Origin of the sequence: Synechococcus sp. 65AY6A5 (assembly GCF_002760415.1) — a bacterium.
Taxonomy (GTDB): Bacteria; Cyanobacteriota; Cyanobacteriia; order Thermostichales; family Thermostichaceae; genus Thermostichus.
The window spans coordinates 911-23,330 of record NZ_AXUW01000002.1 but is presented as its reverse complement, the minus strand read 5'-3'; the positions used below and the strand labels follow the sequence as shown (position 1 = coordinate 23,330).

Here is a 22,420-nt window from a genome sequence, read left to right as displayed (position 1 = left end):
TTTCCAGGTCTAAGTAGGGGAGTATCTTTAGTCATTTAGACAGGCCAAAACCCTTATAGGAACTCAGGTACGGCCTGTTAAAGAATTAAAGGGCACAGTAGCAACACCTAGCAAACCAACTTCGGAAGCAGGATGGATTGATTAGTACCGCCAGTTCCCACGGCTAGGGTATGCTGGTGAGCAGTGAGCAAGTTTCCTGCCTTTTCTTTTGAGGAGAGAATATGCCAGAACCGGAATCCTCCTCAGCCCACATTCTGGTGATCGAAGATGAGGCCAAACTGGCCCGTTTCCTGGAAACCGAGCTGGCCTATAGGGGATATCGGGTGAGTGTGGTCGGCGATGGCACGGTGGCCTTGGCGGCAGCCCGCGACCAGAACCCCGATTTGGTGCTGCTGGACTGGATGTTGCCCGGGATCTCGGGGTTGGAAGTTTGTCGGCAGTTGCGCTTGACGGGCAACCGCGTGCCCGTGGTGCTGATGACTGCCAGCGACGAGGTGGCAGATCGGGTGGCAGGTCTGGATGCTGGGGCAGATGACTATGTGGTCAAACCCTTTAGCCTTCAGGAGTTGCTGGCGCGGATACGGATCTATCTGCAGCCCCCCAAGGGATCTGGCGACAGCCGGTTGGTGTTTATGGATCTGACGCTGGATCCGGTGACACGCCAGGCAAGCCGGGGAGAGCGACAGGTGGAGCTGACGGCCAAGGAATACGACTTGTTGCGCTACCTGATGGAACACCCCCGCCAGGTGCTCACACGCCAACAAATTTTGGAGCATGTGTGGGGCTATGACTTTACAGGCGATTCCAACATCATCGAGGTCTATATTCGCTACTTGCGTCTTAAGATCGAAGGCCCAGGGGAGAAGCGCCTGATCCAGACGGTGCGCGGGGTAGGCTACGTGTTGCGCGAATAGGAGGCCGACATCCCCCAGAAGAATGGCCTGGGCAGCCTGGGGGGATCGCTGCTGCGGCAAGATTGGGGAGAATGGATCCCTATCGAGGCGCGGGAACGGCTGCTCAAAACTGGAGAAAAGAACCCGGAGAGGATTTCGTCCTGCTAGCAGGTGAGGTTGATGGAAGCCGACTGCTGGAAATGAATGGGGGGATTTTGGGGTGCAGAGGGTGTTGTCGATGAATCTAGGGAGTGCAGGGCTGCTGGGCCTTACCTTCAGCTCACCGGGAGAATTTGTCTTCCGCTTTCCCCCCGAAACCCCTCTCGTAGGTGGGCTGGGGCTGCGCTGGTACGGCCTGCTGATGGCCATTGCCGTGTTGCTGGGGCTGCTCTTGACCAAAGCCTTGGCGGAGGCCCGCCACCTGGAGAAGGAGCCAGGCGAGGCCAGCGAACGGGTCGAGATCCTGGCCCTGTGGCTAGTGGTATCGGGATTTCTGGGCGCCCGCCTCTACTACGTCCTCACCCACTGGTCAGAGTTCCAAGACAACCCCCTCCTGGCCTTTGCCATCTGGCGGGGAGGCATCATCATCCACGGTGGGATCTTGGCTGGTGCACTTGCCCTCTACCTTTACTGCCGCGCCACCGGGATCAACGGCTGGAAGTACGCCGATGTGATCATGCCGGGGCTAATCTTGGGCCAGGCCATTGGGCGCTGGGGCAATTTTTTCAACTCTGAGGCCTATGGAGCCCCCATTCCCCCAGACAGCAGTTGGCCCTTGCGGGTATATATCCCCCCTCAAGCCCGCGAGCCTGACTACAGCCAGTTTGAGTTTTTCCACCCCATCTTTTTCTACGAAAGCCTGCTCAACCTGCTTCTGTTTGCTCTCTTGATGGGGATGTTCTGGCGCTTCCCCAAGCTCAAAGATGGCACCTGGGTCTGGACCTATGTGGTCGGCTATAGCTTGATCCGCATCCCTTACGAAATTTTGCGCGTCTCGGCGGTGGCCTATCTGCCGGGAACTTCCATCAAGGCCGCCTACGTGGCCAGCGCCGTAGGCCTGGTGCTGGGGATCGGCATGCTGGTCTATATGTACCGGCTGCGCTTCGACCCCGATTTGGAGCAGTTGACAGCTTGGCTGGCCCAACAGGCAGGGCTAGAACAGGAGACGGCTGCTGAGCTGGTGCAGCGGGCCTGGGCCATCCAGCAAAAGCACCGCCGCGCTGACTTGCTGGATCGCGTCACCCTGGCCATGCCCCACTTTCCCAGCGCCCTTGCCCCCCATCTCTCTTTGGGCCAACGGGAGCTGCTGATGCGGCAATTGTTCTGCCGCTTGGAAGGTCGGGATCCCGCTGGAGAAGGGCTTCCCCAGCCAAGTTAGCGCCAGAGCTATCGGGCCGGACTAGGCCACCCAAACTAACCTTCAGGTCTTCAGACTTTGCAGCCACGCTTCTAGGGCGCGGATGGGAGCGGGATCCCGGTAGAGGCGCTCTTGGCGGGCTTTTACCCGCTGCCCTATTTCCTCACGCCAGCGGTCATCCAGGCCCAGCCGCACGGCAATCTGGATGTACTCCTCTAGGCTAGAGGCGATGGTCTCGTAGATCCCCATCTGCCGCAGGATGGCGTAGGTGTGGCGGCCCCGCATCAGGGATCCCGGCAGCGTGACGATGGGCAGGCCATGGGGCAGGGCTTCCAGGGTGGTGTTGCCGCCGGACCAGCCGATGCTATCCAGGTAAACATCCCCCAGGGCGTTGTAGGCGGCATATTGGGCAGGCGAGAGCTCCGGCAACAGCAGCACATGGTCTTCAGCGGCCAGGCCGTAGGCTTGAAAGGCCCGCTGCAGCCGTTGCCAAAAGCGCTGGCGGATCCCTTGGGAGAGGCGGCCTCGCAAAAACAGGAATTGACACCGCCCCACTTCCCGAGCAATGCGGGGGAACACCTCGTCGTACTGCGGCAAGTACTTGAACAGAGATTGGGCGCAGAGGTAGAGCACCCTGTCGGTATCCACCCCCCAGGCTAGCCAGTCCACAGGGGCGGGGTCAATGTCCAGAGGGATGTAGTAGGTGCCGATGCCGGGCAGGGGCAGGAGCTGCTCGGTGTAGTGGCCGGCCCCGTCCGGCGGCTCCATCAGCTCGCTGCTGAGGAAAACATCCATTGTTGGCAGGCCAGAGGTTTGCGGATGTCCCCAGGCCATGGCCTGCACAGGGGCCAAACGCAGGGCGGCCAACTGGGCACAGACCGGGTCGATGCCCACCTCCGGGTAGAGGAGCACGTCCAGTTGCGCCTCCCGAAGGGTTGCCTGCCACTCCGCCAGGCTGCGGGATCCGGCCACAAACTGCTCAAAACGAGGGGGCAGGGAGCGCGTGATCTCGTCTTGGACGGCCGAGGTGTGGAAGCCGTAGAGGGCCACTTGGGAGCGATCCAGAGCTTCTACCCAGCCGCCGGTCAAGATCTTCCACACCGAATGATCCCGGAACAGGCCGGAGACGATGCCCACCCGCAGCCGGCCAGGACCTCGCCGCAGGACAACAGGGGGCTGGGGGTAGCGGGCCGCCATCACCTCCCCCACCAGGGATCCGTACAGGTGCTGCAGCTCGCGGTCGTTCTGGCCCTGGTAGGGCAGAAAGAAGGGTTGGACGGAGCCGACGCCGGCGGCAGCGCGCTCTAAAGCAGCGGGATCCCGCGGCAGTTGGGCCCAGCGGGCCTTGACCTGTTCCAGCGCTTGGCGGTAGCGCTGGCGGGCGCTTGCAATTTGCTCAGGGGTGTCGTAGAGCAAAGGCAACTGGCTGACGCACCAGCCCAGGGCCGCGGCCAAATCGGCGGGATCGGCCTGCCAGAGGCGGTAGAACAGCTCCGCTGCTTCCGCCTCCCGGCCACAATCGCGCAGCAGGATGGCCAGCGTGTAGGCGGCATCGGCAAAGTCCGGCTGCAACTCCAGAGCCTGCTTCAGGGGTACCAGGGCCGCCTCCAACTCCCCCTGTTGCCGCAGCACCAGCCCCAACTGGTACAGAACTTCCGGATCCGGCCCCCCCTGCTCCAGAGCCTGTTGGAGGTGAGCTTTTGCCTCCTCCAGGCAGCCTACCTGCTTGAGGACAATTGCCAGATTGTAGTGGGCGTCGGGAAACCACGGCTGCTGGGCCAAGGCCTGCTGCATCAGGGCAATGGCTTCTTCCAGGGATCCCTGCTGCTGCCGGCAGATCCCCAAGAGGTGCAGCGCCTCCGGGTGGGCGGGCTGGGCTTGCAACACCTGTTGGTAGAGGGAGATGGCCTCCGGCAGTTGCCCCGCCTGGTGATGGTGGACAGCCTGAACCAGCAGGCGCTGCAGGTGCTGTTCCTGGTTCTCTCGGCTGGGGCCAAAGCCCTTTCCCGGCGGCGACATCTTTAGCCGTTGGGAAAATTCAAAAAGCCTGCCAAGGCCGGGGCAATCGGCAGCAGGGTCATCACCATCAAAAAGAGGGCCAGCAACGCCAAGGCATCCCGTTGGCCGTCGGTCTCGGTAATCTCATCCTGCGGGGGACGCTCCGGCTCGCGGGCAATAAAGAGAATCAGCAGCGCCCAGTAGAGGGCCAAGACGTTGCTGATGGCCGCCACCGCCAGGGCAATCAGGGTAATCACCGTGGCGCGGGCCGCCGTCTTCCGCCCGTACACCGCCTGCACAATGCGACCCCCGTCCAACTGCCCCGCCGGCAGCAAGCTCAAGGCGGTGATGGCCAGGCCAATCCAGCCCACCGCCACGAAGGGGTGAATGGGCACCAGCTCCGCCTGCAACTGGGATCCCAGCACCAGCCGCGCCAGCGTGCCCACCAGGATGGAGCTGCGAAAGATCTCCGTGGGCACGTACAGCCCCCCGGAGCCAGACAGCCTTAGGCCGACCAGCAGCACCACCAAGGAAAGGAGGCCGCCCGCCGCCGGGCCGGCAAAGGCGATGTCGAACAGGGCCTTGCGGTTGGGCACCGGCGACTGGATGCGGTTTAGGGATCCCAGCGTGCCAATGCCCAAGCTGGGGATAACAAAGGCAGGGCTGAGGCGCACCCCGTACTTGCCCGCCATCCAGCGGTGTCCGGTCTCGTGCACCAGCAAGATGGCGAAGATCCCGGCCGCCACCGGCAGGGCCTCCACCCAACGCCCCGGCGCCTCCAACAGCCGGAAGCCGAACAGGTTGGCCCCCACCTCCAAAGTGGCCAGAAAGCTAGCCAGCATTAGGCCTGCTGCCAGAATCTGGGCTCCCCTCGAGGTGCGGTAGTTAACAATCTCATCTGGCAAGACCACCACCGCCGGCTTTTCTGAGGCATCTTCCACCAAAAACAGTTGGTAGCGGCTGCCCAGCCGCTCCCTTAGCCTTTCCTGCAGCAGCGGCACCACCCCCTCCGCCTCCCGCCGTAGGTTGCCCTTGAAGATCGCCCCCTCCCCATAGGGGATGGTCTCAGTCACAAAAAAGGTGTCCAGGCTGAAGATGGACTGAATGGCCTGCAAATCTTCCGCAGAGATGCCCCGCAAGACCAAAGGCTGCTCGGCAGGCGTCTCCCCAGCCCCTTCCGAGGGGATTTCCTGCCGCTCCTCCATCTGGGCCAACTGCTGCCGCCGCGCCTGCAGCTCCTGCTGGGCCAACTGACGGGTTTTGCGCCCCACGGCAATGTAGAGCCCCGTGAACACCAGCAACAGCAGCAGGAAGCCGGCGAAGTTGAGGTAGATCCCCAGCAACAGCAGCCCCAGAAAGACCACCCACGGCAAAAGGAGCAGGGATCCCTGTAACCACACCCAGACGGCCAGGGATCCCCGCCGGCGGGCTCGCCAGAAGCCCCAACCCAAAAACGCCAGCGTTCCCAACAAAAAGAGGGGCGTAATCTCGGCGGCGATGTTCATGGCTAACCCACGAGGCTTACCAATAGGGAGCTGGAGTCAAAACGGCTCAAGCGGAAACAGCCGTTCCTTCAAACCGAGGCTCCGGCTGCTCCCACAAGTAAAAGCCAGCTTTGCGCGGTTTGAGCAGGAACAGCCGCAGGAACTGGTAGGCGTTGTTGAGGTAAAGAGGCAGCTTGCGCAGGCTCTTGAAGGGCCCAGCTCCGCGGGCAATCTCCCTCAACTTGGCGTTGTTGGCCACGCACTTCTGCAGCCGGCGCACAAACTCGGGGTTCTCCACATCCAGCACCACCGGGAAGACCTTGGCCGCCTCGCGGTTGGTCTTGTAGATCACCTCCATGTCGTAGGTGTGCGGATCCAGGCCCAGGAGGCGGTAGAAACCTGGGCGCTCGCCCACGTCGTTGAGGTACATGGTGGCAAACACCGACAGCAGGAAGAAGCGACACCACAGCTCCGCCACCCACCCCTCGAGCAGCCGCGGCTGGCTCAGGAGCATGAGGGCAAAGAAATCGCCGTGGCGGTTCTCGTCCTGGCACCAGTTCTTGAAGAAGTTGAAGATTGGGTAAACGCGGTTTTCGGGGTGAGCCTCCAGGTGGCGGTAGATGAGAATGTAGCGCCAGTAGCCGATCTTTTCGGAGAGATAGGTGGCGTAGAAGATAAAGCGGGGCGCAAAGTAAGTGTAGGACTTGTGCTTGGTCAAAAAGCCCAAGTCAAAGGCCATGTTGAAATCGCCCATGGCGCGGTTGAGGAAGCCGGCATGGCGAGCTTCATCGCGGCTCATCAGGGCAAAGCACTCAGCCAAGACCGGGTTGGTCTCCTTCAGCCTGCGGGATAGCTCCTTGTAGAGGAGGAAGCCGGAGAACTCCGCCGTGCAGGAGCGCTCCAAAAACTCCACAAACAGCCGCCGCGCCTCCGGATCGAGCCGGCTTTCCCAATCTTGGTTGAACTCCTCGCCGCGGACGAAGTGGTGGCGGTTGTAGTCGGCGCGAAACTCCTCCAAGATGGCCCGGAAGTCGGCCTCTCGATCGCCTAACCCCATCTTGCCGATGGCCTCGAAGTCGGTAGTGTAGAAGCGCGGCGTCAGGATGGTCTCGGTGGGCACTCGCGCCTGGGTTTGGGCAGCTCGCAAAGTGGAACTCATAGGGGTTACAGGATGAAAAGGCCAGTATACTCTCGCAGTTTACCAGCCCTTGTGGCCGGGGGGGGGATAAGAAGTGTTACCGACAGGCCCCACAACCCCCTACGACTGCACCGCCGCCGGCTGGGATCGCGCCGGATCCGTCAGCTCACTCCCCTCCTCCGAAGGAGGGATCACCTGCCAAAACAGAGGCAGGTAGCGCTCCCAGTTCTGCAGGATGCGCTCGGCTTTGGGGGAATGGGTGCGGCGGTAGTGCTCTTGGATCAGGCCCTTCAGTTGCGCTTCCGCCGCCGCCGTCTGTATCCGCTGGATGCGCACGATCTCGCCGTTGACCTTGGCGGGGAAGTTGCCCTCTTCATCGAGCACGTAGGCCAGGCCGCCGGTCATGCCCGCCCCCAGGTTGCGGCCCACCCGCCCCAGCACCACCACCACACCGCCGGTCATGTACTCGCAGCAGTGGTCGCCGGATCCCTCGATCACCGCCTGGGCGCCGGAGTTGCGCACGGCAAAGCGCTCCCCCGCCTGGCCGTTGGCAAACAGGGATCCGCCCGTGGCCCCGTACAGACAGGTGTTGCCCAGGATTACATTTTCCGCCGGATCCCGCGGGGCTTCTGGGGGAGCCAGAATGACAATTTCACCGCCGCACATGCTCTTGCCCACGTAGTCGTTGGCTTCTCCCGTCAGGGTCAGGCGCATGCCCGCCAGGGTAAAGGCCCCAAAGCTCTGGCCGGCTGTGCCCACAAAGCGCAGATCCAACAGCCCCCCTTGTCGGACAAAGCCGGTATCCCCATACAGCCGAGCCAGGGTGCCGGCAATGCGCCCGCCCACGCAGCGGTCGGTGTTGGCGATGGGCAGCTCCAGCATGGCCGCGCCGCAGGTCTCGATGGCCTTTTGCACCTCGGGCCGGGCCAAGATGGCGTCATCCAGCACCGGGCCATTGGAGTGCACCGGCTCGTGCTCCAGCCACTCTGGGCGCTTGTGGGGATCAAAGCCCGGCGGAGTTCGCAGCAGACACTCCAAATTCAAGGACTGGGTTTTCGCCAAAGCCACATCGGCGCGGGGGCAGAGCAGATCCACCCGCCCAATTACCTCCTCCAGGGAGCGGTAGCCCAGCCGGGCCAGGATCTGGCGCACTTCCTCGGCCACAAAGGCGAAGAAGGTCACCACCTGGTCCGGAGTGCCAGGGAAGCGCTTGCGCAGCTCTTCCTTTTGGCTGGTCACCCCCACCGGGCAGTTGTTGGTGTGGCACACCCGCGCCATGATGCACCCCTCGGCAATCATGGCTACTGTCCCGAAGCCGAACTCCTCTGCCCCCAGCATGGCCGCCATCACCACTTCCCAGCCGGTGCGAATGCCGCCGTCCACCCGCAGAATTACCCGCTGCCGCAGGCCGTTTTCCAAGAGAGCATGATGCACCTCCACCAGGCCCAGCTCCCAGGGTGCCCCCGCATGTTTGATGGAGCTCAGGGGAGAGGCCCCTGTGCCCCCCTCGTGGCCGGAGATCTGGATGATGTCGGCATTGGCCTTGGCCACTCCCGCCGCCACGGTGCCGATGCCCACCTCCGCCACCAGCTTCACCGACACCTGCGCCTGCGGGTTAACCTGGTGCAAATCGAAGATCAACTGCGCCAGATCCTCAATCGAGTAGATGTCGTGGTGGGGCGGCGGCGAGATCAGGGTCACCCCCGGCTTGGAGCGGCGCAGCTTGGCGATGTAGGGGCTGACCTTTTTGCCGGGCAGTTGTCCGCCTTCGCCCGGCTTGGCCCCCTGGGCAATTTTGATCTCGATTTGCCGCGCGTTGAGCAGGTACTCCGGCGTCACGCCAAAGCGGCCCGAAGCCACCTGCTTCACCGCCGAGCTGGCGTTGTCCCCCATGCGCAGGCCCTTAAGGTGAGGAAAGCGCGCCGAGGTCCCCTCGGGTGTTACATCGGTGATGGGGATGTAGCGCTCCGGATCTTCCCCGCCTTCGCCGGAGTTGGACTTGCCGCCGATGCGGTTCATGGCAATGGCCAGGGTCTCGTGGGCCTCGCGGCTGAGGGCCCCCAGCGACATTCCCCCCGTGGCAAAGCGCTTGAAGATCTCGGTGGCCGGCTCCACCTCCTCCAGGGGAATGGGATCCCGGTCGCTGCGAAAGTCCAGCAGATCCCGCAAGGCTGTGGGGGTGCGGCCCCGCAGATAGGTCCGGTAGATCTCGTAGTGGTCGGGCTGGCCTGAGGCAATGGCCTTGTGGAGCAGCTTGGCCATCTCCGGGCTGTTGATGTGGTATTCCCCCTTGGGCCGCGCTTGGATGAAGCCAAAGTTCTCCAGCTTTTTCGAGGTGAGCTGGGGGAAGGCTCGCTGGTGATTGGCCATGCCCTCGCGGGCCAGATCCGCCAGCGTCATCCCCCCCACCCGCGACACCGTGCCGCGGAAGGCCAGATCGATCACCTCTTGGCTGAGGCCGATGGCCTCGAAGATCTGGGCCCCGTGGTAGCTGGAGAGGAGGGAAATGCCCATCTTGGAGAGGATCTTGAGCAAGCCCGCCTCGATAGCTGCCCGGTACTTCAGTTGAGCTTCGGCCAGAGAGAGCTGGGGCAGCTTGCCGGCGGCCATTTGGGTTTGCGTCTTGGGCTTGTGCCACCACTGGCGCACCGCCTCATAGGCCAGGTAGGGACAGACGGCGCTGGCCCCGTAGCCAATTAGACAGGCAAAGTGGTGGGTACTCCAGCACTGGGCTGTCTCCACCACCAGGGAAGCGCGCAGGCGCAGCCCCTCCTGGATGAGGTGATGGTGGATGGCCCCCACGGCCAGCAGAGGCGGGATCAAGGCCTGCTCGGCGCTCAGGCCGCGATCCGAGAGGATTAAGATCTCTGCTCCCTCCCGCACCGCTTGCGCCGCCTCTTGACAGAGGGCTTGCACCTGGGCGGCCAGCCCTGCTGGCCCAGCGGCCACCGGGTAGAGGATCGGCAGCGTGCGGCAGGGAAAAGGCGTCTGCTGCAGGGCGGCCAGCTCCGCCTCGTTGAGCACCGGGCTGCGCAAGTGCAGCAGACGGGCATGCTCTGGGCGAATCTCCAGCAGGTTGCCTTTGGATCCCAGGTACACCTCCAAAGACATCACCAGGCTCTCCCGCAGGGGATCAATAGCCGGGTTGGTTACCTGGGCAAAGCGCTGCTTGAAGTAGTCGTAAAGGGGGTGGGGCTGGGTGGAGAGCACTGCCAGCGGCGCGTCGTCCCCCATGCTGAAAACCGGCTCTTTGCCTGTGGCGGCCATTTCCTCGATGATCATCTCCACATCTTCCGAGGAGTAGCCGCAGGCAGTTTGCAGTTGGAGCAGCTGCTCTTCGGTAAGCTGCGGGGCGTTCTCAAAGTCTTGGCTAGCCAGCTGAACGCGGTGAGCCCTTAACCACTCCCCATAGGGGTGCTGAGCTGCCACCTGGGTTTTGATCTCCCAGTTTTTGTAAAGCTGGCCACTTTGCAGATCCACCGTCAGCATCTGCCCTGGCCCCAGCCGCCCCTTTTCTAGGATCTCGGCTTCCGGCAGCGGAACCACCCCGGCCTCTGAAGCCACCACCAGCAACCCATCGCGGCTGAGGGCATAGCGGGCCGGGCGCAAGCCGTTGCGATCCAGGGTGGCGCCAATGGTTTTGCCGTCGCAGAAGACCACCATAGCCGGCCCGTCCCACGCTTCCTGCAGGCCGGCGAAGAACTCGTAGAAGTCCACCACTTCCGGGCGATCTTGCAGCTCCGGCTGGTGGCGGTAGGCCTCCGGGATCAGCGCCATCATCGCCTGCTGGCTGGAGTAGCCCGACGCGATCAAGAGCTCAAAGACCGCGTCCAGGCCCGCTGAGTCGCTGCTGCCGGGATCGATGACGGGTTTGAGCTCCTCGATGGCCTCGCCCCAGAGGGGATGGGCCAGGGTGGGCTCGCGGGCAGCCATCCAGTTGACGTTGCCGAGATACGTGTTGATCTCGCCGTTGTGGCAGAGGTAGCGGAAGGGCTGGGCCAGCGACCAGCGGGGCAAGGTGTTGGTGCTGAAGCGGCGGTGATAGGTGGCGTAGGCGGTGGTGTAGAGGGGGTTGTGCAGATCGCGGTAAAACTGGCCCAGCACCGCCGATTGCACCATGCCTTTGTAGACAATCAGCCGGCAGGAGAGAGAAGCAAAATAGATGGAATAAAAGCCAAACCGGCTTTCCACCTGCCGCCGCAGACGCCGCCGCAGCAGATAGAGCTGCCGCTCCAGCTCATCTCCCGCCAGCCTGGGATGGGTGAGAAGCATCTGCCAGATAGAAGGCAGGGTTTGCCGCGCCATCGGCCCCAGGCACTCCGGATTGACCGGCACCTGGCGCCAGAGGGGCCGCCCCCACTCGCTGGTGGCCAAGTAGTCGTCGATAAGCTGGCGTACCGCCTGGCACTCGGCGGGAGCCTGAGGCAAAAACACCATGCCCACCGCGCTGCGGCCGGGATCCCAAGCCCGGATCTCGTCCCTCTCTGCCTGCAGCAGTTGCCAGGGAATGGCTGTGGCAATGCCGGCCCCATCGCCGCTTTGGTTGTCGCCGCCGCAGCCGCCGCGGTGCTCCATGCAGGCGAGAGCTTGGAGGGTTTTTTGCAGCAGCTCGTGGCTGGCTCTCCCCTGGCGATCCACCAAAAACCCAACGCCACAGGCATCCCGCTCTTGAAAGTGCCAGCTTTCCTGCAGGATGGGAACCGAGACCTGGGAGCGATGGGGATTCATGGGGAAAAACGGCTTGGAATGAATCACGCTTTAGAGTTGGGAAACTAGCATATCGCAATCCAATCCGGCAGGAAAAGGGGTCAGCCCCAAGTCAAGCTGGATTTTGCCGATAGGACAATCGGATAAGCGAAGAAAGCCAAAAAAGGCTCGCTACGAACAGATTTTTCCAGTTTTTCTGCCAGCTTCTTCGGCAGACTTTGGACGATCTGGGACAACCAGAGGGTATGCCTCAGCTGGCGCTGGCTTCGCTTGCCGCCAACCGGCCATGTGGAGAACTGCCATTAACTGTTATCTGAAGAAGTCGGAAAATGTATTTCGCAGATCGGAGAGCCGGTCGTTGAAGCAGGTGAGCCGGTCATCGGTGGAGCTCACCAGGGTTAAATCTGCCCTGCCGGTTGCGCCCTCGGATCCCAAGAGGGGGACGCTCATGCGGCTGGGATCCGCAGGATTCTGGGAGACGCGGATGACAGCTTGCTGGCGGTTGAACTGATAGGCCTCGGCCACGTAGCGGATGGGCTCGCTCAAATTGGGATCCACCGGCAAGCTGGGGGCCGGCAAAAGATCCACCAGCTCGGTAAAGGTGCCGCTCCGCAGGCCCACCACGGCAGCAGCCCCCAACTGGTTGCAGATGGCGATGAGCACCGGCTCTTGGGCGCTGGCGCTGACGTTGGCCAAGGTGACGGTGACGGTGGCCCGGCTGGGCGCTGGGGGATAGGTGATCTCAAAGGTGCGGGCAGAGGCGTTGCCCAGCTCGTCGCGGATGCGAAAGCGAAGCTGCCCCCTGTAGGGCAGGATGGAAGAAAAGTAGAAGCCGAAGCGGTCACTGGGGCCACGTCCAGGGATGTTGGCCTGGCCGGGGACGTAGGCGAGGACGGCCCGGCTTTGCCAGTTGTTGGGGGGCGCGTAGGGCAGCAAGGGGCCGCTGTCAAGGCTGGGGGGATCCTGGGGAGGTGGATCCGGCTGGCCATCCCTGTTTAGATCCAGGCCATTGCCCAAAAAGGCCACTGAGCGCTGGAGCAGGATGGGACGGTTTTGGGTATCGACTAGAGGAGGTCGCCCTTCCGCCAGCCCCGCATTCTCCACATAGACGTTGAAGGGGCGATTCAAGATCTGGTTGTCCCGCTGCCGCCGCACGTTGAACTGCAAGTAGGGCCCCACCGCGCCCGCTGTCGGGGATCCCCCTGTAATTTCAAAGTCGTCGGCCCGCAGAAAGGCATTTTCCAGCGGGCTAAGCGGCGTTGTCGCCTCGCCACAGCCGACCAGGCCGAGCGCCAAGATCGCCCCAGCTGCCAAAGATCCCAGTCTAGGTTTGACGAGATTTGGGATAAGAGATTGAACAGGGGAAGTCGGGCCCGCACAGGTGGGATGCGCAGGCCGGCAGGCAAGCTTTGGCTTCACCATTCATCTTCTCCCCACAACAGAGATTGGCGACCGGGCTGAGCGGGAAATCGGCGAAAATCCACCTGCAGCCCCCCAGCGTCGCCTGAACCACTATATCCTGAGCTTCGGTTTGGATCCCACCATCCCTATGGGGTTGGGAGCCATGAGTCGGCGATAGGGAGGGAGGAATTGAGGGAATCGCTACTCCTTTCTCCTGAGCCGGCTTGATAGCTTAGAGGGAGCGAAAGGTGGATGCCCATGTCAGATACCCCTGCAGTCTTGGTAGAACAACTCCAGAAGCGCTACGGCTCCACAGTGGCCGTGGCCGATGTCTCCTTCCAAGTAGAGCCCGGCCAGATCTACGGCATTCTCGGCCCCAACGGCGCCGGCAAAACCACCACCCTGCACTGCCTGTGCACCCTGCTGCGCCCCGACGCAGGCCGGATCGAGGTGTGCGGGATCCCCGTCAACGAAAATCCCAAGGCAGTACGCGAAAAGCTGGGCTTTGTTGCCCAGGAGGTGGCTTTGGATAAGGTGCTGACGGGGCGAGAATTGTTGCAGTTGCAGGCCGATCTCTACCACCTGCCGCGGCCCTTGGCCCAAGAGCGGATTGCCACCGTCCTCGAATTACTGGGGCTGGCCGACCGGGCCGACCAACGCATCGGCACCTACTCCGGCGGCTTGCGCAAACGCCTCGATCTGGCGGCAGGACTGCTGCACCAGCCCCAGGTGTTGGTTTTGGACGAGCCCACGGTGGGCCTAGACGTTCCCAGCCGGCAGGCCATCTGGGACTTCCTGCGCCAGCTCAAGAACACCGGCGTTACAGTGGTGCTCAGCAGCCATTACCTGGAGGAGATCGACCTATTGGCCGACCGGGTGGCCATCATCGACCGCGGCAAGGTGATTGCCGAAGGCACCCCAGAAGAGCTAAAAGCCCGCGTCGGCGGCGAGCGCATCACCGTCAAGCTGCAGGAGTTTGCGCCGCCAGAACTGGCCCAACGGGGGGCCGAACTGCTGGGATCCCTGCCCTTTGTCCAAAAAGTGGTGATCAACAGCGCCCAGGGCAACGCCCTCAACCTGGTGGTGCAGCGCAACGGGGAGGATCCCCTCAGCCAGATCCGCGCCCACCTCGAGGCCCATGGGCTGGAGGTGTTTAGCAGCAGCCAATCTCGCCCCAGCTTGGATGACGTGTATTTGGCGGCAACCGGGCAAACCCTCCTGGATGCGGAGCTGGCTGCCGCCGAAGCCAACCTGGGCAAAAAGAAAAAGTAACTTCATTTTCAAGAGCAATGCAACGGTTCCCCACGTCGATCCCTAACTCCCCAATTGAGCCATACTGATTACAAGCTGATATGTACAAAGTTCCATTGATATTGATTGATCGATTGAAGATTGCATTGATGATTATTGATCGCAACATTGCAGGAGCCTTGGTATGACCTCTGCCGCTTCCCCCATCCAATCCAACCCGATTCCTCTATTTACAGCCGACTTTTGGCAGGAGACCTTTGCCCTCGCCCGCCGCTTGTTTATCCAATTGCAGCGTCGCCCCGCCACCCTGCTGGTCGGCATCATCCAGCCGCTGCTCTGGCTGATTTTGTTCGGGGCCTTGTTCCAGAATGCCCCTGCCGGCATTTTCGGGGCCGGACAAAACTACACCCAGTTTTTGGGGGCAGGCGTGATCGTGTTTACGGCCTTTGGCGGGGCCTTGAACGCCGGTGTGCCGGTGATTTTCGACCGGGAGTTCGGATTTTTAAACCGATTGCTGGTGGCTCCCCTCACCTCTCGCTTTTCCATTGTGCTGGCCTCTAGCCTGTTCATCGTCAGCTTGGCGCTGCTGCAGACGGCGGTGATCGTGGGGGCAGACTACGTCCTCGGCGGCGGGATCCCGGACGGGCCGGGCTTGGCGGTGGTGGCGTTGATCGTGGGCCTGTTGGTCTTGGGTTTCACCGCCCTGAGCTTGGGCCTGGCCTTTGCCATGCCGGGGCACCAGCAGTTGCTGGCCTTTATCTTTTTGGTGAATCTGCCGCTGATCTTTTCCAGCACCGCTTTGGCTCCCCTCAGCTTTATGCCCACCTGGCTTCGCTGGGTGGCCAGCCTCAACCCGCTCACCTTTGCCATCGAGCCGATTCGCCACGTCTATCGCAGCAGCACCTGGAGCTTTGCCGATGTGGTGCTGCAGGCCCCCTGGGGCGAACTCACCCTGGCGGGATCCCTGGGGCTCTTGACAGGGTTTGTGGTGGTGTCAGTGCTGCTGGTGCAGGGGGTGCTGCGCAAGAGTTTGGCCTGAGCATTTTGCCCAGGCTGTGCCCCTCAAAGCCACTGGCGGGAGACGGACTTCTCTAGCTCTGCCTGCGCTTGCTGCACCAGGGCCAGAGGGCTGTCCTTTGCTGGCGAGAGATGTAGAGGAGGGGTGAGGCTGCGGGCCTGCAGGGCCATGTGGAGCTGCAGTTCGGTTACATAGTCGCGCAGGTCAAAGCCAGCGGCAGAAGAGGAGCGAGCTGTAGCGGAAGCGTAAGAGGCAGACATCACGGCAAGAAGTCCCTCGGAAAATGGCCACCGTCGCCCTGCTACGCTATCACGCCTGCTCCCCTCGAGGGAGTTCCAGAATGTTAGCTTTGATTAAGCTTTGCAACAGATTTTGGCCATGGCGGTTCTTGAAGATTGGCAGCGCTCCAAGTTGGATCCCAGCGACGATGCCCTCTTTTACGACTATCCCCGCTTCGTAACCCATGTGGATGCCGGCTTCATCGGCCAGCTCACCGATCTCTACCGCGAGTATTTGCGGCCTCAGAGCCGCATTCTCGATCTAATGAGCAGTTGGGTTTCCCACCTGCCGCCGGAGATGAACTTTGCCCATGTGGAAGGGCATGGGATGAATGCTCAGGAACTGGCCGCCAACCCCCGGCTTGACCATTTCTTCGTCCAGAACCTCAACCAAAACCCGCTTCTGCCCTTCCCGGACTGCACTTTTGATGCAGCGCTGAACGCGGTTTCGGTGCAATACCTGCAGCAGCCGGAGCAGGTGTTTGCCGAGGTGCATCGCATCCTCAAGCCCCAGGGCCTTTTCATTGTCAGCTTCTCCAATCGCATGTTTTTCCAGAAGGCCATCCAGGCCTGGCGGGATGGCTCGGAAGCAGAGCGGGTGGAGCTGGTCAAGCGCTATTTTGAGTCGGTGCCGGGATTCGAGATCGTCGAGGTGATCCAGCGGCCTGCTCCCCTGGGTTGGCTTGCCCTTTTGGCCGGCGGGGATCCCTTTTACGCTGTGGTCGGTCGGCGAACCGAGGCATGAGGCCATCCATCTTGCGCGTGGCGCCCTTGCATTTCTGGACTCCAACCGGCATGCCGCTGCGGTTCCCCGGCCTTGAGGGGCGGGTTGCTCCCTGCCGAACGACGGGGGCAAAGGCGACGAGACTGGATCCCTGAGGCAAACTGCCATCCCGAGGAGGTTCTGCGGGGGTTCTCCGGGCAAGCTTAGGAAGGGGGGGGCAAAGGGATCTGCAGCTCCACCACTGTGCCGCTACCCAAGCGGCGGTTGCGCCAGGTGATGGTTGCCCCGATTAGCTCGGCTCGGTAGCGCATGTTGAGCAATCCATGGCCGTGGCCAGGTTTCTGATCGGGATCGATCCCACCGTTGAACTCCGGCATGCCACGGCCATCGTCGATGATCTTCAGCTCCAGGTGGGTGTAAGGGGCTTCGGGATTGACAGAAGGCTCCTCTGCGCCGCTACCGGCTTGAACCTTGGGCTGAATGGTGATGTCGATGCGCCGTGCCCCTGCGTGTTTGACGATGTTGTTCAGCGCCTCCTGCACGATCCGAAAGATGTTGCTTTGGCAGGCAGGGCTGAGACGGGAGAGCAGGCCATCGGCGCGGTTGTCGAAGCGGGTGAGAAGCGGGTGAGGAGAACGCTGGGCCGCCCGTTCCAGAAGGCTGCGCAGAGCCGGGCCCAGGTTAAAAGCCCGCATGGCCAGCGGCTGCAGATCCTCGACGATCCCCCGCAACTCGGCCATGGTCTCCTGCAGTTGGACGCTCATGACGCGTAGCTGAGCCTGGCCGGCAGGGCTGAGGGTCGGATCGCCGGCGAGCTCCTGAATCTGACGAGACAGAGCTCCCAGATCCGCTAGGGTCTGATCGTGCAGATCGGCGGCCAGGCGACGACTTTCCGCCTCTCGCCCCTCGGTCAGCCCTTGCAAGGCTGCTGCCGTCGCCTCTTGACGGCGAACCTGCTCGTAGAAGGAGGCCCGCTGCAGCGCCACTGCCGCAATGTCCGCCAGCGCTTCCACCAAGTCCCTATCTGCAGGGGCAAATCCGGCGGCTTCGGGGGCAGTATCGGCAGTTGGAGGCTTCCGGCCTGCCGTCGCCAGGGGCGGAATGGAGGCGCAGAGCACACCCGCAATCTGGTTGGCATCGGTAACCAGAGGTACACACAGTAGGGAGCGGATGCCCTTCTGCAACAGCGTCTGGCGGGTGGGAAGGGGCAGCGGAAAGGTTTGGACATCGGGGATCAGCAGCGTGTCCAGATGGGTGTAGCAACTTACCCAAATGAGCTGGCTCAGCTCAGGGGTCAACGTCTGCCCCACCTGGGAAGGGATCCCCGGCTGACGGCGGTATTCCTGAAGAATGGCGAGGGGTTCTGGAGCCGCTGCAGGCTGTTGGGCGCTCGGCCCATAGCCGCTCCGCGGCGCCACAAAAGTACAGCGATCGACCTGCAAAACTTCCGCCATGCCCTCGAGGGCAATCTCTACCACTTGGTGGGGATCATAGGTGCCGCTGAGGCGCTGGGCGACCTGGCGCAACAAGCTTTCCCGCTGGGCCGAGATGCGGGTTTGCTCGTAAAGTTGCGCCTGTTGGAGGGCGATCCCCGCCTGCTCGGCCACGGCTTCCGCCAACTCCAGATCCTCCGGCTGCCAGGGGGATCCGCCGTGAGGGTAGCGCAGCAGGGCAATACCCCCCAACACTTCCTGTTGTCGCTGCGGCTGGTCAGAGGCAAACAAAGGCACCCACAACAGCCCGCTTCCCTGCCGCTGCGGCTTCAAGTCATCCGGCACCACCACCGGCTCCTTCAAGGTGGTCAGCAGGCTGGCTGCCAAGCGCAACTTGGCCTGAACCGTTTCCGACAATTCCGGCGGGATCCCCGGCTCCGGCCAGGGCTTCTGGAGGGATCCCGTCAGCGGGGCATCCAGCAAGGGCTCCGTCCCGCTCACGCGCACGGCAGGGGTGAGCTCCGGCGCATAGATGCCCACAGGATGCAGCATCTCCTGTTCCGGCTGCCAAAGGGCCAAGATACACACATCCGCCTGAAAAGCCGCACCAATCTGCTGGGTAATCGCGTGGAAGAGAGTGGTGGGCTCCAGGCTGGAGCGAATTGCCGCTGTGATCGAGTGCAACAGCGCCAGCCGTTCCGCCTGCCGATGGGCCCGCTCAAACAGGCTGGAACGAGTTAGGGCAATCGCCAGTTGGTAGGCCACCGAGCGCAACAGGTCAATCTCCTCCGGCTGCCAGGGGTGGGGTGTAGTTAGGTATACCCCCAGCAGCCCGATCATCCCCCCTGGCGCAGCAGCCAAGTCGGATCGGCCCGTCTGCGGATCCCTGCCGCCGGCTTCCCCCAGCCCGGCTCCTGCTGAGCCCACCGCTTGCAACGGGATCAGCACCGCCGAGCGAGCCTGTAGCGCCTGGAAAGCGGCCAGTCCCTGCGGCGGCAACAGATGTTCCTGAGCCGGCTGCATATGCAGGGCTATTTGCACCACCTGCCCCTCCTGCAACCGCTCGCACAGCGAGCCAAAGTCTTGGATCCGGTACACCTGCCCCAGGGACGGGGCCAGCCCAGGGCTTAGGGCCTCGTGGGTGACCTGAACCGTCTCCTGATCCGGGTTGATACTGTAAAAACAACAGCGGCTCAGCCCCTTCACCCCTTTCGAGAGAAAGGCGTGCTGCAGCTCCTTCAGGGCAGTGCTGACGATTTGATCCCACTGCAGAAAGCGGTGGACAGTGCTGGTGATGCGGTTGAGCAACGCCTCCCGCACCGCCTGTCGGCGGCTGCGCTCCAGCAGCTTGGCATTGATAATGGCGCTGGCCGTATAGGAACAAAGAAACTTCACTACTTCTACAAAGCTGGCCTCCAAGGGTGTCCGGCTCAGCAGAGCCAAAGCGCCCAGCCGCTCCTCCCCGCGGTTAATTGGGTAGGCGACAAAGCCCCGCAGGCCATTGGCCCTCACCCACTCCGGGGCAGGCATCCAGACCTCTTGATCCGGGTTGTTGCTCAAGAGGGGCAACCCTTGCTGGACCACACGCCCCATAGGGCTGTCATCGGGGTAGATTCGCTCAATTTGGGCGTGGGCAGGGCTGAGCAGGCCAGCATGGGCCACCGACCGAAAGCAACCCTCTTGCGGGTCGAAAAACCAGAGGCGAGCGGAGGCCACGCCCAGGCGGCTCACCATCTGGTGCACTAGGGTTTGAGCCAACTTGAGCAGGCCTTGCTCCCACACCTCCGGCTCCGCCGCTTCTGAAGCCTCTTGCGAAGAGAGCAGCACCAGTTCCTGAACGATTTGGTTGGCAGCCTGAAGCTGGATCAAGAAAGTGGAATCCGGATCGACAAAAGCCTGCAAAGGCATAGCAGCAAGCAATAGAAAAGTCAACTCCAACAGCCTGAACTCAGGCAACCACCTTCTGCACCGCCTCCAGCCGCCCCAAAGCCCAGCCCCGCCGCTGCAACAGCGCAAAAGAGGCCATCAAATCCGGCCCCTGCAGATCCCCTGTCAGGGCGGCCCGCAAGCTTTTCAGCAGCAGGCCCTTTTTCATCCCCTGGCTTTTGGCCACCTCTTCCACCAGCGGTTTTAGGCTGTCCGCGGAAACTGGCTGGGGCAACTCAGCAGCAGCCAACGTGGTGGCCATGGCGGCCATCGCTTCCGCCACCCCCGGCAGGCGCAACTGTTCCAGAGCCGGCAACGAGTAGCTGAGGGGCTCTTGAAACAAAAAGCGGCTCAGGGGAGGAGCCTCCGTCAGGCGGTCGATGCCCTCGGCGATTAGGCAGGCCACCTCTTCCAGCCAAGTGGGATCCGGCACGGATCCCAGGTCAAACCCCGCCGCCTGCCAAAAGGGTGTCAGCCGCTCCACCAATTCTGCCGGGGAGAGCTGCTTGATGTACTGGCTGTTGATCCAGTTGAGCTTGTCCCAATCAAAACGAGCGGCAGCCCGGTTGACCCGGTCGAAGTCAAACATCGTAGCCGCCTTTTCCAACGAGAAGATCTCTTCCCCATCGGGAGGCGACCAACTGAGCAAAGCCAAGTAATTCTTGAGAGCTTCCGGCAAGAAGCCCATCTGCTGAAACTCCGCCACCGAGGTCGCCCCATCCCGCTTGGAGAGCTTCTTCCCTTCTGGATTCAGGATCAGGGGAGAATGGGCAAACTGCGGCGGTTCATGACCCAGAGCGCGGTAGAGCAAGATCTGCTTAGGCGTGTTGCCGATATGGTCTTCGCCACGGATGACATGGGTGATGCCCATGTCGATGTCGTCCACCACCACTGCCAGGTTGTAGAGAGGGTAGCCATCCGCCCGCGCGATCACCATGTCTCCCCCCAAATCCTGGGTGTTCCAGGTAATGGGGCCGCGGATAAGATCCACCCACGACACCTCCAGGGGCTCCTCGATCTTGAAACGGATCACCGGCTGCCGACCCTCGGCTTCATAGGCCCGTCGCTGCTCCTCAGTGAGAAAGCGGTGGCGGTTATCGTAGCGGGGAGCCTTGCCGGCGGCCTTCTGCGCAGCGCGCATTGCTTCTAGCTCCACCTCGCTGACATAGCAGCGGTAAGCCAGCCCCTGGTCCAAAAGCTGCTGCACCACCGCTTGGTAGCGCGCGATGCGGTTGGACTGGTAGATGGGCCCCTCATCCCAATCCAGTCCCAGCCAGGCTAGCCCTGCTAAGATGTTGCGGGTGTAGCGGGGGGAAGAGCGCTCGCGGTCGGTGTCTTCGATGCGCAAAATGAACTGGCCACCGTGGCGGCGAGCGTAGAGCCAGTTAAACACCGCCGTCCGGGCGGTGCCGATGTGCAAGTTGCCAGTTGGGCTAGGGGCAAGGCGAACGCGAACACTCACAGGCAACGGTTCTCAAACAGTGCATCCCGATCCTAGTCGGCAGGGGGATCCCGTGTCATGTTGGGGGCTGCAACCGTTGTCAACCGAAGTCTTTCGGGTAGAATCCGCCTTAGCTGCCGGTCAAGAGGTAGGCTCCCCGGGGGTCAAGGTTGGTGGGCAACGCCCAGCTTCTGCTTTTTCCGGTGTTGAGGAACGAACTACAGTAGCGTAGGAGGAACTACAGCACATGCGTCTAACCCTGGCGATTGTTCTGGGCTGTCTAGCCGCCGGGATCCCGGCGGGGGCTGTTTTTGCCCAAATTGCCTATCCTTCTTACCCGGTGGGGGATGCCCTGGATGCGATCCTGCTGGATAGGGGCAGAGATGCGGATCCGGTGGTTTTCCCTGAAGAGGTAGTGCGCTCCCAGGCCCGGCGAACCACCGCCTTCTTCACCACTTTGCTGAACCAGCGCACCAACATCCCGCCCTTGCGCTCGCTGGATTTGCCCAGCCCCTACCAAGCCTCGGTCCGCACCCAGGCTGGCTATTACCGCGTTACCCAGACAGAGCCTGTTTTGGACGCCGAGCTCCTCCGCTAGGCAAGGCAGATACCCAGCCTGCATTGTGTAGAACCTCTACAAATTCGTGGTTTCGGCCAGGGGGCGTCGGGCCGAGAGGCTAAGATCGGCTTGTAGCGTGTTCAGGCTGCCTATGTCTGCCCGATCCAAAGTAGAAGCCCTCCCCAAGGGCATGGATCCCCGCCAGTTCACTGCAGCCGATGTGGCGGCCATTGCGGAGCGTCTGGAGCGCAACGAGTACCCCAACGTGTTCGACTGCCTGGAGGATTGGCACACCCTGCGGGCCATTGCCTTTTACTCTCCCGAGCTGGTGGCTCCTTATGCCCATCTGTTGGAGTGGGAAGTGGATGAAGACTAGAGCTGTCCTTGTAGCTCTGAGCTTTGCTTAGAAGGGATCCCCCTCCTCAACCAGAAGGGGGAGAAGAGCTTCCATCTAGCCCCTGTCTGCGAATAAGATAGCGCACTTCTTCGAGGAGAACGTTAAACCTCTGGTCATTCTCGATCTGACGCTGGTTGATGGCCTGGATAGCGCGTTCGTGCTCTTGTTGCAATGCAGTGAGAGTGATGAGAGCTTGAGTTACTTCCTCGGCCCATTCGGCCAAGTGTGCTAAGTCCGAGCGGGTCTCACGGACAACTTCCTGTAAGTCTCTCAAGCCTTGCGCTTGAGCCACGTTTTGCTCATAGCTTTCCCGAATGGCCTGGCGCAGCTGCTCAATTTCCCGGCTGCGAGCGGCGTTTTGCTCGCTCAGCTCGGCGTGGCTTTCCCGAATGGCCTGGCGCAGCTGCTCGATTTC

15 protein-coding genes and 1 pseudogene are annotated in these 22,420 nt (G+C 62.1%); 7 read left to right on the top strand and 9 right to left on the bottom strand.

Annotated elements, in window-relative coordinates; all coding sequences use genetic code 11:
- Positions 1-221 precede the first annotated feature (221 nt).
- Positions 222-914 (top strand): response regulator transcription factor, encoded by a 693-nt coding sequence (locus SYN65AY6A5_RS11895; protein WP_011431479.1) that lies wholly within the window; start codon positions 222-224, stop codon positions 912-914.
- Between the two features lie 217 nt (positions 915-1,131).
- Positions 1,132-2,271: a prolipoprotein diacylglyceryl transferase gene (gene lgt / locus SYN65AY6A5_RS11890; RefSeq protein WP_099812724.1), complete on the top strand. Its 1,140-nt coding sequence runs from the start codon at positions 1,132-1,134 to the stop codon at positions 2,269-2,271.
- A 42-nt stretch (positions 2,272-2,313) separates the two neighbouring features.
- On the opposite strand, the gene SYN65AY6A5_RS11885 is transcribed toward lgt, so the two are convergent.
- From SYN65AY6A5_RS11885 to SYN65AY6A5_RS11865, 5 genes are all read right to left on the bottom strand, one after another.
- Positions 2,314-4,269, bottom strand: a complete 1,956-nt coding sequence (locus tag SYN65AY6A5_RS11885) for a tetratricopeptide repeat protein (RefSeq protein WP_099884659.1) — start codon at positions 4,267-4,269, stop codon at positions 2,314-2,316.
- Positions 4,270-4,271: 2 nt separating this feature from the next.
- On the bottom strand, positions 4,272-5,753 hold the full coding sequence (locus SYN65AY6A5_RS11880; protein WP_099812722.1) for a site-2 protease family protein: 1,482 nt from the start codon (positions 5,751-5,753) through the stop codon (positions 4,272-4,274).
- A 46-nt stretch (positions 5,754-5,799) separates the two neighbouring features.
- Entirely contained in the window at positions 5,800-6,891 is a 1,092-nt protein-coding gene (gene acsF, locus SYN65AY6A5_RS11875) for a magnesium-protoporphyrin IX monomethyl ester (oxidative) cyclase (protein ID WP_011431482.1), read from the bottom strand.
- 99 nt (positions 6,892-6,990) lie between these two features.
- Complete coding sequence (gene gltB, locus SYN65AY6A5_RS11870) at positions 6,991-11,598, bottom strand: glutamate synthase large subunit (protein WP_011431483.1); 4,608 nt, start codon at positions 11,596-11,598, stop codon at positions 6,991-6,993.
- 288 nt (positions 11,599-11,886) lie between these two features.
- On the bottom strand, positions 11,887-12,891 hold the full coding sequence (locus tag SYN65AY6A5_RS11865) for a hypothetical protein (protein WP_240527795.1): 1,005 nt from the start codon (positions 12,889-12,891) through the stop codon (positions 11,887-11,889).
- 345 nt (positions 12,892-13,236) lie between these two features.
- Between SYN65AY6A5_RS11865 and SYN65AY6A5_RS11860 the strand changes: the two genes are divergently transcribed.
- Complete coding sequence (locus tag SYN65AY6A5_RS11860) at positions 13,237-14,250, top strand: ATP-binding cassette domain-containing protein (protein WP_099812721.1); 1,014 nt, start codon at positions 13,237-13,239, stop codon at positions 14,248-14,250.
- A gap of 163 nt (positions 14,251-14,413) precedes the next feature.
- Positions 14,414-15,268, top strand: coding sequence for an ABC transporter permease (locus SYN65AY6A5_RS11855; RefSeq protein ID WP_011431489.1), 855 nt, complete (start codon positions 14,414-14,416; stop codon positions 15,266-15,268).
- A gap of 23 nt (positions 15,269-15,291) precedes the next feature.
- Here the strand turns inward: SYN65AY6A5_RS11855 and SYN65AY6A5_RS11850 are convergent, their stop codons facing one another.
- Positions 15,292-15,507 carry a hypothetical protein gene (locus SYN65AY6A5_RS11850; protein WP_011431490.1) on the bottom strand — a complete coding sequence of 72 codons (216 nt, stop codon included), beginning with the start codon at positions 15,505-15,507 and terminating at the stop codon, positions 15,292-15,294.
- A gap of 118 nt (positions 15,508-15,625) precedes the next feature.
- On the opposite strand from SYN65AY6A5_RS11850, the gene SYN65AY6A5_RS11845 reads away from it, so the two are divergent.
- Positions 15,626-16,270: a methyltransferase domain-containing protein gene (locus tag SYN65AY6A5_RS11845; RefSeq protein ID WP_099813303.1), complete on the top strand. Its 645-nt coding sequence runs from the start codon at positions 15,626-15,628 to the stop codon at positions 16,268-16,270.
- Positions 16,271-16,452: 182 nt separating this feature from the next.
- Here the strand turns inward: SYN65AY6A5_RS11845 and SYN65AY6A5_RS11840 are convergent, their stop codons facing one another.
- Together SYN65AY6A5_RS11840 and gltX are read right to left on the bottom strand one after the other, a co-directional pair.
- Entirely contained in the window at positions 16,453-19,590 is a 3,138-nt protein-coding gene (locus SYN65AY6A5_RS11840) for a GAF domain-containing protein (protein WP_143596985.1), read from the bottom strand.
- A 40-nt stretch (positions 19,591-19,630) separates the two neighbouring features.
- Positions 19,631-21,070, bottom strand: a complete 1,440-nt coding sequence (gene gltX, locus SYN65AY6A5_RS11835) for a glutamate--tRNA ligase (protein ID WP_099813302.1) — start codon at positions 21,068-21,070, stop codon at positions 19,631-19,633.
- Between the two features lie 226 nt (positions 21,071-21,296).
- On the opposite strand from gltX, the gene SYN65AY6A5_RS11830 reads away from it, so the two are divergent.
- Positions 21,297-21,647, top strand: a complete 351-nt coding sequence (locus tag SYN65AY6A5_RS11830) for a hypothetical protein (protein WP_011431494.1) — start codon at positions 21,297-21,299, stop codon at positions 21,645-21,647.
- Positions 21,648-21,759: 112 nt separating this feature from the next.
- Positions 21,760-21,984, top strand: coding sequence for a DUF2555 domain-containing protein (locus tag SYN65AY6A5_RS11825; RefSeq protein WP_083759181.1), 225 nt, complete (start codon positions 21,760-21,762; stop codon positions 21,982-21,984).
- Between the two features lie 46 nt (positions 21,985-22,030).
- Here the strand turns inward: SYN65AY6A5_RS11825 and SYN65AY6A5_RS11820 are convergent.
- Positions 22,031-22,420: pseudogene (locus SYN65AY6A5_RS11820) on the bottom strand (hypothetical protein); the annotation flags it as partial.